Source organism: Clostridium sp. BL-8 (genome assembly GCF_002006495.1).
GTDB lineage: Bacteria > Bacillota > Clostridia > Clostridiales > Clostridiaceae > Clostridium.
This window is the reverse complement of sequence record NZ_LZZL01000038.1, coordinates 24,852-38,412: the sequence shown is the minus strand read 5'-3', so window position 1 is coordinate 38,412 and position 13,561 is coordinate 24,852. Positions and strand designations below refer to the sequence as shown.

General features: G+C 30.0%; 13 protein-coding genes. 1 reads left to right on the top strand and 12 read right to left on the bottom strand.

Going from position 1 to position 13,561, the window contains the following annotated elements:
• Nucleotides 1-37 precede the first annotated feature (37 nt).
• Nucleotides 38-418, top strand: coding sequence for a helix-turn-helix domain-containing protein (locus CLOBL_RS14255; RefSeq protein ID WP_077859645.1), 381 nt, complete (start codon nt 38-40; stop codon nt 416-418).
• Nucleotides 419-667: 249 nt separating this feature from the next.
• Here CLOBL_RS14255 and CLOBL_RS14250 read toward each other — a convergent pair whose 3' ends face one another.
• The 12 genes from CLOBL_RS14250 to CLOBL_RS14195 all read right to left on the bottom strand — a co-directional run bounded on the left by CLOBL_RS14250 (nt 668) and on the right by CLOBL_RS14195 (nt 13,520).
• Nucleotides 668-1,642, bottom strand: coding sequence for an alpha/beta hydrolase (locus CLOBL_RS14250; protein WP_077859644.1), 975 nt, complete (start codon nt 1,640-1,642; stop codon nt 668-670).
• Between the two features lie 495 nt (nt 1,643-2,137).
• The gene (locus CLOBL_RS14245) at nt 2,138-3,007 is read right to left on the bottom strand and encodes a PhzF family phenazine biosynthesis protein (protein ID WP_009171104.1); all 870 of its coding nucleotides are present in this window, start codon (nt 3,005-3,007) and stop codon (nt 2,138-2,140) included.
• Between the two features lie 279 nt (nt 3,008-3,286).
• Nucleotides 3,287-3,673 carry a VOC family protein gene (locus CLOBL_RS14240; protein ID WP_077859643.1) on the bottom strand — a complete coding sequence of 129 codons (387 nt, stop codon included), beginning with the start codon at nt 3,671-3,673 and terminating at the stop codon, nt 3,287-3,289.
• 344 nt (nt 3,674-4,017) lie between these two features.
• Complete coding sequence (locus tag CLOBL_RS14235; protein WP_077859642.1) at nt 4,018-5,436, bottom strand: aldehyde dehydrogenase family protein; 1,419 nt, start codon at nt 5,434-5,436, stop codon at nt 4,018-4,020.
• A 6-nt stretch (nt 5,437-5,442) separates the two neighbouring features.
• Complete coding sequence (eutJ, locus tag CLOBL_RS14230; protein ID WP_077859641.1) at nt 5,443-6,270, bottom strand: ethanolamine utilization protein EutJ; 828 nt, start codon at nt 6,268-6,270, stop codon at nt 5,443-5,445.
• A gap of 44 nt (nt 6,271-6,314) precedes the next feature.
• Nucleotides 6,315-6,962 carry a phosphate propanoyltransferase gene (locus tag CLOBL_RS14225; RefSeq protein ID WP_077859640.1) on the bottom strand — a complete coding sequence of 216 codons (648 nt, stop codon included), beginning with the start codon at nt 6,960-6,962 and terminating at the stop codon, nt 6,315-6,317.
• Between the two features lie 38 nt (nt 6,963-7,000).
• Nucleotides 7,001-7,282, bottom strand: a complete 282-nt coding sequence (locus CLOBL_RS14220) for a BMC domain-containing protein (protein ID WP_077859639.1) — start codon at nt 7,280-7,282, stop codon at nt 7,001-7,003.
• Between the two features lie 103 nt (nt 7,283-7,385).
• Nucleotides 7,386-8,585, bottom strand: a complete 1,200-nt coding sequence (metK, locus tag CLOBL_RS14215) for a methionine adenosyltransferase (protein ID WP_077859638.1) — start codon at nt 8,583-8,585, stop codon at nt 7,386-7,388.
• Nucleotides 8,586-8,617: 32 nt separating this feature from the next.
• Nucleotides 8,618-9,634, bottom strand: a complete 1,017-nt coding sequence (locus tag CLOBL_RS14210; RefSeq protein ID WP_077859637.1) for a response regulator — start codon at nt 9,632-9,634, stop codon at nt 8,618-8,620.
• A 3-nt stretch (nt 9,635-9,637) separates the two neighbouring features.
• Nucleotides 9,638-10,951: a PocR ligand-binding domain-containing protein gene (locus tag CLOBL_RS14205; RefSeq protein ID WP_077859636.1), complete on the bottom strand. Its 1,314-nt coding sequence runs from the start codon at nt 10,949-10,951 to the stop codon at nt 9,638-9,640.
• Between the two features lie 68 nt (nt 10,952-11,019).
• Nucleotides 11,020-12,126 (bottom strand): 1-propanol dehydrogenase PduQ, encoded by a 1,107-nt coding sequence (locus tag CLOBL_RS14200; protein ID WP_347472850.1) that lies wholly within the window; start codon nt 12,124-12,126, stop codon nt 11,020-11,022.
• A 68-nt stretch (nt 12,127-12,194) separates the two neighbouring features.
• Nucleotides 12,195-13,520, bottom strand: a complete 1,326-nt coding sequence (locus CLOBL_RS14195; RefSeq protein WP_077859634.1) for an aldehyde dehydrogenase family protein — start codon at nt 13,518-13,520, stop codon at nt 12,195-12,197.
• Between the last annotated feature and the right edge of the window lie 41 nt (nt 13,521-13,561).

Below are 13,561 nucleotides of genomic sequence, written 5' to 3'. Positions count from 1 at the left end.
TAAAAAGTATACTATTGACTTTGAAGGAGTTGTGATTATGGATGAGTATATGAATTATGATAAAGAATTCCCTGCTGATAATGTATATGAAAGGAAATGTCCTGTTATATATGCACTTAATATTTTAGGTCAAAAATGGAAACTACCTATCTTGTGGTGTTTATCCAGCAAAGATTTTACTAGATATAATGAATTAAAACGAAAAGTTAAAGGTATTACTAATATGATGCTTACAAAGTCTTTAAAAGAATTAGAAGAACATAAGCTAATTGTTAGAACTCAATATGAAACCATTCCTCCTAAGGTTGAATATTCTTTGACAGAAAGAGGTAAGGCCTTACTTCCCACATTTAAGGAATTATATATATGGGGCGAAGAGCAACTAAAACTTGATACGTCTAAATCAGATTATAAATAATATAAAATAATAGGGATAATATATAAATTTAAGTATAAATAAATCTATATATTGTCCTTATCATTATGTATTACTTACTAATTTCTTTTTTTATACATTTTTAAATATTCCCCTGAATATTCAATACCATCTTCAAAATATCTCCATCCAGTTTTTTCATAATAGTCACAAATATCAGTATAAAAAACAGTTCTGTGAAACCTGCTTCTCTACAATAATCAACCAAAAAATTCTTTAATTACTTTATATTCAGTTTTCTATCAGTTTTAATATCTCATTATTTATTACATCAGGATGTGTGTGATATATTGCATGTCCTGCACCCTCAACTACTATTTGCTCGCTATTTGTTGACCATTCTTTTAATTTAGCTTGACTGTTATTCCATATATCATCATCTGGAGCCGTTAGAATTTTTATGGGTAAATCACCTAAATGTCCATTTTCCAATACAGTTTTAGCATTATTCCTTGCCAAATTACCTTCTTCTACAATATTGGTATTATACATAGTTGTTAGAATCATTGATAAATATGTTTGTTGTAAATTATCTGGGAGTAAATTAAGATTTTTTGAATAGTAATTTGTATGATTAATCACTAGCCGTGCTATTCCTATAGATTTTAAAAATTTATAAGAATAAGCTGTACTCTTAGGAATTTCTAAACCATTTTCAGCATAATACTCTGGATTACCACCATCTATTAGAACTATTCCTGATACTTCATTTCTATACATTTGTGCAAATCTTATTACTTGTAATGATGCATATGAATGTCCAACTAGTATATAAGGAGCTCTTTGTCCTGAATCTTCAAGCGCCTCATGCATTTCTTCTACTATAGTATCTATGTCTCTTGGTGCGTCTGTAACTTCACTCCACCCATGACCAGGTCTATCGTAAGTTACTACCTTAGCATACTTTGAAATTTCATTATAAAGAGGATAAAAATCTGCATAGGAATTAGGTTCCGTATGTCCTGCGCAAAAAACAACAGTTGAATTTCCTTTACCTTCACTAAAAACGTTGATTTTATGATTATTTACTTCAACCATTTCTCCGACTATAGGAAAGTTTTTAGTATCTATATATTCACCTATTCTTTCATAAATAAAACCTAACATTAAAATTAGTAAAATTAAACTTAAAAATACGTATTTTATTGATATTTTTTTACTTTTGTTGTTAAGCTTTTGTTTCTTTTTCCATATATTCAAATACATTTATAATCACTCCCTACAAATATCGTAATTCTTTCATTATAAATACTCTATAATAAATCACCATTATAATACAGTATTTATAAATACTTCCTTGAGTATAACATAGCTTTAAGTATAAAAACTTCTTCATTATCAGAATTAAGAAGTTCTTAATTAATTTGTCATATTTAGCTCTAATTTGAATAATGTGATTTTACAATGTGTTATTTAGTTTTAATCATTCATAACTCAATAAAATTGTGTGTTAATATATTGAAAGACTCATAGTTTCATTATCTTGAATTTTAGAAAATCCAAATTCAATTTTGTATTTATTGATTTTATCAAAGTATGTTTTAGAATTACGCACTAAAAAAATCACATTTTCACTTATGAATAATGTGACTTTTTAATCTATTTTTTACTTTTTATTAATTCATATTTTATACATATCCATATAACATAAAATATTGTATGGATATTATTGAGCTTTATTAATAAGTTTTAGCTTATATACTATATTTGAACCTCTATCTCTGCTAAATTCAATGCTTTTCCGCCGACCTTGACTTCAATAACTTCTTCGCCTTCAGTTCTTAAAGCAACAATTATTTCTGAAGGCTTTCCCATTGAATAACCTTGCTCAATAATTATATGATTAGCATTGTCAGATTTAATTTTATCATATTTAAGTAGATAACATGCAAGAGCACCATTAGATGTACCAGTTGCAGATTCTTCAGGTATTCCATAGAGTGGCGCAAAATTCCTACAGTAGGCATTTGAATCATTAAGAGATTCAAGCGTAAAAATATGATAGCCAATCGTATTATATTTACTGCTAATTTCTGATACTTTTTCAAAATTAGGCTTTATTGCATTAACCATATCTATATTCTTAATTGGTATAAGTATATCCCTAAGGCCTGTAGATACTATTTGCACTGGCAGTTCTTCAATCATTTCATTTATAGTAATATTCAATGAATCTGCAATTTCTTCCTTAGATATTGTTTGATGATAACTTGGAGCATTTTGGTTCATCATTATTGAAAAATCTTCTTTTAACTCCACACTTAAAATTCCTGCTTTAGTTTCTTGAAGGTACTTACCAGGTTTAATTACTCTTTTACTTAACAATGTACTAAAGGTTCCTATCGTGGCATGTCCACAAATGTCAACCTCTTCATTCGGTGTAAAAAACCTAACTTTAAAGTCTGCTAATCCTGATTTCATGACAAATGCAGTCTCACTAAAACCAATTATACCCGCAATTTTTTTCATACTATCTTCTGATAAATCATCTGCATTAAGCACAACTCCAGCAGGATTCCCTCCCTCTGCGCATTTTGCAAATGAACTTAATGTATAAGCTTTCACCTTCATAAAAAATTCCTCCTAAAAATTCCGCATAAACTTTCCATTTGCACCAAATTATTGATTTAGCACATTATTATGAATACATTACTGCATGTTTTCAATTTATCATATTATTCGATTTTCAAATAACATTTTTATAACTACTACTTCAAATCTACATATTGTTTCAGATCTACATTCATTTGTAGAATTATGCATAAAAATCGTAAATTCAATCTCTTGAATAATACGATTTTACAATTTAATACTTATTTTTTTAATTTATAATTTTAAGAAAACTACGTACTATTGAATTTCTGCAAAAATTTCATGTATATTTCCATCTGGGTCTGCAAATAGTGCTGTTCTTTGACTCCAAGGCATATCTTGTGGTTCATGAATAGGAGTTGCTCCTTTAGAGATTAACTTCTTAAATGATTCATCAACATCTTTATGATTTTCACATGGAAAAGCAAGTTCAAAGCCCTGTCCAAATGACTCTTTCATATATTCATTACTATAAACATACATAACATCCCTCAGACAAATAGCAAACCTTACTCCATCGTTTTCAAATTCAACATAATTCCCAAGATCATTTTCAATTCTAAATCCGAGAACTTGATTATAGAAATTCTTCATTTTATTTATATCATTTGTCCAAATCGTAATAAGATTAATTTGTGCTTTCATCGTATATTTTCCCCCTTCTCAATTTAACATATAGTTCGCTTTAATTTGCCATTACAAATCAATTATAACATATTTTGTAAACATTATATTATTCAATTTTCAAAGAACAATATTCTAAATAGCTACTTCGTACTTTGAGTTTGGTTGATTGCGATGTTGAGACCTAAAAAATAGCACATATTTAATATATATCTATACTTATTTTACAGATTATTACTCCTTTTAAAAGGCGTGTAAAATGTGAGAAGTGAAGCTCTTTGAGAAAGAACTTCACTTCTTATTTTTTCAACATAAAATTTTGTTTAATCACTATATAAATTGTAATTGTTAGAATCGCTTTAATATTATCTTATATGAAACGCATCGACCATTACACATTTACGTTTTCTGCAAAAAGATCTAGCTGATGTAAGCCCTTCACCTGTAGGTCCTGCAATAGTAAATGTTGTGTGTCCTTCTCCTCCAACGCCTATTCCCGCATAAGATGGTGCATTTTTAACAAAAATTGTTGTTTCAAGAAGCCTAGCCATTTTAGTAAGCTTATCAACATTTTTAGAATGCATCATTGCTGTATGTCTATTGCCATGTTCAGCAACGTAAGCACATTCAATAGCTTCATCAACATTGCTGACTCTTACTATTGGCAAAATTGGCATCATCATTTCTTCTATTACAAAGTGATGATTTCGATCAACCTCCATTATAATTACTTTTACGCTATCATCAACTTTAATTCCTAATTGATTTAAAATATATGGTGCACTCTTACCAACAAAAGAAACTTTAGGTCCACCTTTTTCATTAGTAACTAATGCTAAAAGTTTTTCAATAACATCTCTGTCTTTTATTTCATAAGCACCGTTAAACTTCATATTATGAATTAAATAATCACAAATCTGATCAACTGCAAAAACTTCTTTTTCTGCAATACATGGAACATTATTATCAAAACTGCAGCCATTTATGATGTCCATTGCAGCTTTTTCGATGTCTGCAGTTTCATCAACAACAACTGGTGGATTTCCTGCACCTGCACCAATTGCTTTTTTACCTGTAGACATAACCTTTTTAACTATAGCTGGTCCACCAGTAGCTACAAGCATTCGAATTTTTGGATGCTCCATCATAATATTTGTATTTTCAATAGAAGGTTCTTTAAGAGTTACAATAAGATTATCTGGTGCTCCAACTTTCTCTAATGCTTTATTTATCATAGTTATTAATTTTGTAGTAACATTTTTTGCTCTTGGATGTGGACTAAATACTACAGTATTACCACCAGCAATCATTGAAATTGAGTTGCAAATAACAGTTTCAGTTGGATTTGTAGTAGGAGTAATAGATCCAATTACTCCGAATGGACAATATTCAATTAAAGTAATTCCATTATCTCCTGTTATAGCTTCTGTTACTAAATCTTCAGTACCCGGAGTTTTTTCAGCTGCTACTCTATTCTTAATTAATTTATGTTCATACTTTCCTATTCCAGTCTCATCTACAGACATTCTCGAAATAAATTCCAAATTTTCTTTTTTGAGTACTACAGTTTTTATAGTATCAACATACTTTTGTCTTTCCTTCATCGAAGTTTTTAATAAATTCTTTTGAGCAATAACTGAGGCTTCAACAGCTGCATCCATGGTATCAAAAATACCATAATTTTTTGAAGCAATTACATTATTAAAATCTATATTGTTTTCATTCTTTACTTCTTTTATTGCTTGTCTAACTAATTTTTCAATTAATAGCTCATTTATTTCCATAATCTACTACCTCTCTTTAATTATTTTACAATTCATTGCAATTCCTAAAGGAGTTACAAGTAATGGTTCATTTGATTTTATTGTTTTAATTCCTATTTCTTTTTCAAATACTTCATTAAATTCTTCAAATGAACATGCTCCACCAACAACATAAATTGCAGGAACATCATAGTCTTTCAAATACTTTTTTACTATTGATGCCATTTTTTGAACAACTGGCCTTATGATTGAAAAGATTTCTTTATTTTTTTTAGGATCTTTTTTCAATGCTTCCGCTTCTTCAATGGAAATACCATAATATCCTGCAATTACTAGTGTCATATGAGTACCACCTGTAGCTTCATCTGCAGTGAAAACAACTTTTCCATCTTTTAATATACTTATACCTGTTGTTCCACCACCTACATCAACTACTGCACCATCTTTGATTTCTAATACGTCTGCCGCAGCAGTAGGTTCATCAACTATATTTATGACATCAAAACCTGCTGCTTCAACAACATTCGCTATGCATTTTACATTTCCATCAATAATTCCAGGTGGAACTGCTGTTGCTGCTGTTAACAATTCCTTCCCAATAATGCCTTCAAGTTTAACTTTTAACCTTTTTAAAATGTTTATAGCACCAACAAAATCAACAACAATCCCATCTTTAACAACAGAAGATGGATAAGTAGCCCCTGCAACCGGAACATTATTTGCATCAATTACTGATATAACAATATTAGCTGTTCCTAAGTCTACTCCTGTTCTAAGTTCTCCTTCAAAACTATTACATTTATTTTCGCTAATTAATTTAGAAAACTTATCTAACAATTCATTTTCTATAAACATCTTTATCCTCCTTATGAACATAAATGATTAACAACGATTTTTCATTATTCATCAATTATTTTGTGTAAGATCACAAAGTCATTATTTCTTAAACAACAAGCATTAGCTTCATCAAGGTCAATATGCATTTCAAAAGCTGACTTATTAGAAACACGAATTAAAACATCTCTTAAGATTCCACGCCTTTCACCTATTGTCTCAACTTCTACTACTTCTTTATCTTTAACTCCCATTCTTTCGGCACATTCAGGTGTCATATGAATATGCCTTAAGGCAACAATTGTTCCTTGTGGAATTTTTATACTGTCACAAGGGCCTACAATTTCAAGGCCCGGAGTATTATCAAGATCTCCTGATTCTTTTATTGGCGCTTTAACACCTAACCTAAAACTATCTGTTAATGAAATCTCAACTTGGCTTTTTTCCCTAACGGGACCTAAGATACGAACTTTTTCAAATTCACCTTTAGGTCCTCTTATTGTTACAGTTTCATTAGCTGCAAACTGCCCTGGCTGCTTTAATTCACTTTTCTTGGTCAACTTATATCCTTTACCAAATAACTTTTCTAAATCTTCTTGACTTACATGAACATGTCTATTTGATACTCCTATTGGAATTTTATTATTCTCTAAATCTCTTAATTTATCTATAACTATCTTTGTAACTAATTTTACTAACTCTTCGCCCTGCATTTTTATCAACTCACTTCCTAGTTAGACACATGAAAAAATTACAATATTGTTTTTGGTAAAAGCTTTTCTGTATCAGTATGTGGTCTTGGAATAACGTGCTGTGACACAACTTCTCCAACATTTCTTGCAGCTGCAACTCCTGCATCAACTGATGCTTTAACTGCTCCAACATCGCCACGTACCATAACAGTTACAAGCCCTGAACCTATTTTTTCATATCCTATCAATGCAACATTTGCTGCTTTTGTCATTGCATCAGCAGCTTCAATTGCCCCTACAAGTCCTTTTGTTTCTATCATTCCTAACGCTTCATTACTCATCATTTTTCCTCCTTTAAAATACATTTTTAACTTTATATTACATATGATTCGTATAAACAATCCACATAGGCCAGATTGATAAACATTTTAAATTTAAATAGTATTATATAAATTCATTTAAAATGCATTTAAGCGCTTTTTCTTTTAAAATTTGAACCTTATCAAGTTCTTCCCATCTAAAGTTCTCACTTTCTCTTCCAAAATGGCCATAAGCCGCTGTTTTTAAGAACTGAGGTTTTCTTAAATCAAGCTGAGCTAAAATATCAGCTACAGAAAATGAAAAAGTATCTTTAACAATCTCATTTATATATTCACTTTTTATTGTTTCTGTACCAAAAGTATCTATAGTAATAGCCTCAGGTTCAGCTCGTCCTATTACATAACTTAAGCATACTTCTGCCTTTTTAGATAATTTTGCACCAACTATGTTTTTTGCAACATATCTTGCCATATATGCTGCAGAACGATCTACTTTGGTTGGATCTTTTCCCGAAAAAGCTCCTCCACCATGTCTGCCTATGCCTCCATAGGTGTCTACCATAATTTTTCTTCCTGTAAGTCCTGTATCTCCTGCTGGCCCCCCTACGACAAACCTTCCTGTTGGATTTATAAATATTTTTGTATCATAACTTAGCCATTTGTTGTCTATAACACTATAAATAACATCATATTGAATTGCATTCTTAATATAATCGTAATCAACATTAGGAATATGCTGAGCTGATACAACTATACTTGAAATTTTAATTGGATTTCCATTCTTATCATACTTCATAGTAATTTGAGCTTTGCCATCTGGTCTAAGCCAAAAAGCACCTTCCTCTTTTCTAAAAGCTGTAAGCTTCATTGTCAATTTATTTGCTAAGTCACAAGTTAACGGCATATAATTTTCTGTTTCATCAAAAGCATATCCATACATTATGCCCTGATCACCCGCTCCTATAATTTCTTTGCTAGAGCTGCTATTTTCTTTCTCCTTATCAACACCTCTAGCTATATCAGAAGATTGTGTATTTATATTGGTAAGGATTAAACAGGTTTTATAATTAAAGCCTATATCATCGTCATTATATCCAATATTCCTAACAACCTCCCGTGCTATTTTTACCACATCAACTTTGGCATTAGATGTGATTTCTCCAGCAATCATTATAGTATTTTTAGAAACCATGCTTTCGACTGCAACTCTTGAATACTTATCTTTTTCCAAATAAGCATCTAAAATTGCATCTGAAATTTGATCACAAATTTTATCAGGATGGCCTTCTGTAACAGATTCTGATGTAATAAAATATTCATTCATATTTTTAACACCACCTACCTTAATTTTAGATTCTATAACATTTTTTTATATTGATAAACTGTGATATTCTCATATTTTTTAAATACTTTGCTAAAATAACTGCTTTCATTATATCCAAGCTTAAACGCTACATCCGTAATTTTTAAATCAGTAAAACAAAAATAACTTTTTGCTATATACATTTTTCTCATATGCAAATATTCCATAACACTTACATTAAATTGACTCTTAAAAATACGGCTTAAATACCCTTGACTTACAGAACAATTGTTAATTATTTCATTCAGTCCAATTTCCTCTTCAATATGTTTCTCAACATAATCAAATATGTTCCCTAGCAATGAATACTTTCTTGTACTATTTTGCACAAAAATAAAATTCATTACTTTAAACATCCAAAATTCGTAAAACTTTTCATCCCTTTTAAGAAATTCATCAATAGGAAAAATTTCATCAAATTTTATTGTTTCTAAAGTCGATAAAGACATAGAATTTACAAGACAATATCCTAAATTTATAAAACATTCTTTTAATGAATTTGTACCAGTTTTTTCTTCTAAGTAGATATCATGTACTATTTTAGGAAGATCATAATATACTTTTTTAAAATCTTTTTCCTTAATTATTGAAAACAACTCTTCATATTGCAGTTTATTTAATTTGCTGCTATTGATTACTGGAGTATTTTCAATTAAGTAATTTTTTAACAGATTCGCTATTTGTGAAAGAGCTACTGGTTTTGAAACATACGCTTTTACTTTTGTATTTAAAGCTTGGATTGCAAATTCAAAACTATTATATGAAGATACTATAAAGATAGTAATTTTAGGATTATGATCATATATTTTTTTACTACATTCAATACCTGATTCACCTGGCATCATAATATCCATAAAAACTATATCAACTTTATTGTTCTTACATATTTCAACTGCAAGTTCTCCAATTCCTACAGAATATGTAACCTCAAAGCCGTCTATTTTAGATATCATTATTTCTAAAGCTTGTCTCATAAGTGGTTCATCATCTGCAATTAATACATGATACATGCCTTAGACATTCCTTTCTTCAAATATTTTTGGATATCTTATAATGATTTTTGTACCTTGATTTTTAATATTCTCAATGTAAACATCATATTTGACTCCAAATAATGTTATTAGTTTCTTTCTTACATTAGCCATACTAATCTGAATATATTCTCCCTCATAGTTGCCTTTAAACAGCTTAAATTTCTCCTCTATTTTTTCTTCACTAAAACCTGATCCATTGTCATAAATGCTAATCACTACATTTTCTTTTTCGTAATAAGCCTTTATTTCTACTTTTCCGCCCTCAATTTTAGTTGAAATCCCATAAAAAACAGCATTCTCAACAAATGGCATAAGAATATTTAAAGGAATTTTCTGAATACGCATATTTTGTGGAAAATCAATCGAATATTGCAATAAATCTCCGTATTTGATCTTTTGAATTTTTAAGTATTTTTCAATATTCAAAATTTCATCACTTAAAGTAATATATCTTTTTTCATTACAAACGCTTTGTTTTAGAAGTTCAGAAAACATTACTATCATTTCATGAGTTCTAGGTGAATCCTCAATTATGGCTAAATTTGAGATAGAGTTTAATACATTAATTAAAAAATATGGATTTAACTCTGCTTTTAAATTTATAACCTCGTTATTCTTTAGATTATTCTCTACCTCTAATTGCTTTGTATACTCCTTTAGCTCCTGCACCTCTTTTTTCAAAGAATTATTTTGCATTAGTCTAAAAACTTGCTTTTCACCAAGCTGATTTAAAATTAGAGCTATTAATTCTGCCACATCAAGAAATTTTTCATATTTGTATACTGGAATAGAATTGAATAGGTCCTGCATATATTTATCTTCTTTATACTTTTTAGATTTCTCTATAACGGTTTCAAGTTTAGTAATCCCTAAAGGTGCATCTATGCACCTTACTTGTCCACCAATAAACGCTCCTAAATAATGTCCTCTAACAATAATAGGTATTGCTATTTCCAATAAACCACAGGGGCAAAAATACACGCAACTTTTCTTTGTAACTGCTGATTGAATCCCTCCAAAAGCATCAGATGACTTGCAGCCACTTGACCCATCATCTCTCTTTCTAATTTCATTACAAAACTCTGTAAAGGATGTCATTTTTGTGATAGGCTCACCTCTATAATCAACAGTTACAAAAGCCAATCCCGTTGCTTTAGATATTTTTTCTTGAATATCTTCAAGTGTTTCTTTACCAAACAAGTCAATTATATTAAATTTAGTAATCAAATTTTCATCAATTTGTACGTTATTATCATTAACTTTAGCAATGGTTTTATCATAAAATTCGTTCATTTATTCCACTCCTTAAATTGATAGAGCATATTTTTTTATATAATATATTCTACCATATTGGGAGTAAATCAGTATATGGCTTCAATCAATTCTATTAATGCATTAACACTCACCTCTATAGGGTTTGTACTTGTACAATTATCCTTTAATGCATTTTCAGCAATTAGCAATTTTACCTTATCAAATTCATTTTTATCTATATTAAATTCCTTTAAATTTTCTGGCATATTCATAAGCTTCATTAAAGACGTTATATAACTTTTTAAAACTTTCACTGCAAATAAGTCATCTTCCTTATTATCAACCATTCCAGCTTTATATACTAACTTTGCATATTTTTTTACTATTTCACGATTTTGGCAATTATAATCTATTACAGTATTTAAAAGCAATCCATTTGCTAGCCCATGAGGAATGTGAAATCTTCCACCTATTTGATGAGCGATGCTATGATTTATACCAAGGCCGGCTATGTTAAATGCCATTCCTGCTAAATTAGAAGCTTCATGCATCTTTCCCCTAGCTTCCATATCATCACCTTTGCTATAGCACTTAAGCAAGGCTTGATTAACAAGCTCTACTGCTTTTTCTGCTAAGGCATCTGAGTAAACATTCGAATTTTTTGCTACATAGGCTTCTACTGCGTGAGTTAAAACATCAATTCCTGTATTAGCTGTAATATTTTTAGGTACAGTTACAGTTAATTTAGCATCTAAAATTGCTTCATCTGGTAATACATAATCATCTAAAATTATATGTTTAATTTTTTCTTCTGTATCTGTAATAACAAAAGCTGATGTTACTTCAGATCCTGTTCCACTCGTGGTTGGAATTGCTATGAAATTAACTTTATCAATAAATTTTTGCTGTTTAGCAAAATAAATAATACCTTTTGCAGTATCGATGGCAGATCCCCCGCCAAAGGCGATAAGAACATCCGGATATATATTTTTTATTAGTGCAACTCCTTTTCCAATAACCTCCAATGGTGGATCTGGTACAACCTCATCAAAAATAGAAACATTATTATTGTCATCAATAAAACTCAAAATAGTTTTTACACTTCCATTTTTCACAAGAAAGTTATCGCATATTATCCATATGTTTTTATTTTTTATTTCTTCTAAACGCTTTAATGAATTTTCACCAAAATTAATTTTTGTTTTTATATACACATTATTCAACAAATTCACTTCCTAACCTTAACATCTAAAGCCACTATTTATTATTTCAAAAAATCTCATTAACGAATTGAAAACCCATTTGTAAGTGAACAACGTCTTCTTCTTGTAAAATGTCTTGCTGTTGTAGTACCTTCTCCTGTTACTGTAGCAATTGTAAAACTTGCATCTCCTTCACCATTGACTCCAATGCCCACCAAAGAAGCACCATTTTTAACAAATACTGAAGTCTGCATTACTTTTGCAGCAATATTTAATCTTTCAATTGATTGAGAGTGAATTGTAGCTGTATGTTTAAAGCCCTGTTCTATTTCAAGAGCTGTGTCTAATGCACTTTCAAAATTTTCCACTCTTATTAAAGGTATAAGCGGCATAAGCATTTCCACTGTTGCAAAAGGATGCTGCTTTATTGTCTCTACCACAATAAGTTTAATATTCCTATTGCAATGAATTCCTGCTGCTTTTAAAATTTCATTTGCATCTTTTCCTTCAAGGCTTCTGTTAATACTCATATCACTTGTTAAAGTTGCAAGGGTAAGTTTAAGCATTTCTTCAGTATTATTTACATAGTAAACATCATTTTTAATTAGCTCATTTATTAATTTATCTGCAATAGATAAAACTACAATTATACTTTTTTCAGATATGCACATTATATTATTATCAAATGAAGCACCTCTAACAATATCTCTCGCTGCTTTTTTAATTTCAGCTGTTTCATCCACAATGGTTGTAGGATTAGCTGGTCCAGCACCAATAACTTTCTTACCCGATGACATAGCCTGTCTCAAAACATTAATACCACCAGTTGTTACAATCAATGATATATCTGGATGGGTCATAATTTCATTAGTATAACTTATTGAACTTTCATTTAATGTTACAACTAAATTATTAATCCCACATTTTTCTCTTATGGCAATATTAATAATTTCTGTAACATACTTAGATACATTTATTGCTCTTGGATGTGGGCAATGAACAACTGCATTTCCACCAGCCAGCATTCCAATTGTATTGCTGATTAATGTAGCACATGGATTTGTGCATGGATGAATAGCACAAATTACACCATAAGACGATAACTCATACAATGTCATTCCATTATCTCCTGTTTTGACTTCTGTTATCAAATCTTCAGTTCCAGGTGTCTTATTAATAGCCCATTTAAGTTTCTCTATTTTATCTTTTACATTTCCCATTCCTGTTTCTTCAACAGTCATATGTGCTAGTTCCGAAATCTTCGCTGAAAGTTTTTCTTTTATTGCTTTAATAATTTCTTCACGTTCAGTTAATGTAAGTTTACAGTACATATTGTAAGCACCTTGTGCAGATAAAACCGCATCATTTACATAAGAAAAAACACCATTTTTAAAGTCATAATTCATGGTAACCTCCTTTCCACTCTTTAGATCAAAGCATTTATCAT

What these genes read in the sequence shown, in the direction of transcription:
- CLOBL_RS14240 (WP_077859643.1), bottom strand. Translation starts at nt 3,673, where the DNA reads ATGAAAGCACAAATTAATCTTATTACGATTTGGACAAATGATATAAAT.
- CLOBL_RS14255 (WP_077859645.1), top strand. Translation starts at nt 38, where the DNA reads ATGGATGAGTATATGAATTATGATAAAGAATTCCCTGCTGATAATGTA.
- CLOBL_RS14220 (WP_077859639.1), bottom strand. Translation starts at nt 7,282, where the DNA reads ATGAGTAATGAAGCGTTAGGAATGATAGAAACAAAAGGACTTGTAGGG.
- CLOBL_RS14245 (WP_009171104.1), bottom strand. Translation starts at nt 3,007, where the DNA reads ATGAAGGTGAAAGCTTATACATTAAGTTCATTTGCAAAATGCGCAGAG.
- CLOBL_RS14195 (WP_077859634.1), bottom strand. Translation starts at nt 13,520, where the DNA reads ATGAATTATGACTTTAAAAATGGTGTTTTTTCTTATGTAAATGATGCG.
- metK (WP_077859638.1), bottom strand. Translation starts at nt 8,585, where the DNA reads ATGAATGAATATTTTATTACATCAGAATCTGTTACAGAAGGCCATCCT.
- CLOBL_RS14225 (WP_077859640.1), bottom strand. Translation starts at nt 6,962, where the DNA reads ATGCAGGGCGAAGAGTTAGTAAAATTAGTTACAAAGATAGTTATAGAT.
- CLOBL_RS14250 (WP_077859644.1), bottom strand. Translation starts at nt 1,642, where the DNA reads ATGTATTTGAATATATGGAAAAAGAAACAAAAGCTTAACAACAAAAGT.
- CLOBL_RS14235 (WP_077859642.1), bottom strand. Translation starts at nt 5,436, where the DNA reads ATGGAAATAAATGAGCTATTAATTGAAAAATTAGTTAGACAAGCAATA.
- CLOBL_RS14210 (WP_077859637.1), bottom strand. Translation starts at nt 9,634, where the DNA reads ATGTATCATGTATTAATTGCAGATGATGAACCACTTATGAGACAAGCT.
- eutJ (WP_077859641.1), bottom strand. Translation starts at nt 6,270, where the DNA reads ATGTTTATAGAAAATGAATTGTTAGATAAGTTTTCTAAATTAATTAGC.
- CLOBL_RS14205 (WP_077859636.1), bottom strand. Translation starts at nt 10,951, where the DNA reads ATGAACGAATTTTATGATAAAACCATTGCTAAAGTTAATGATAATAAC.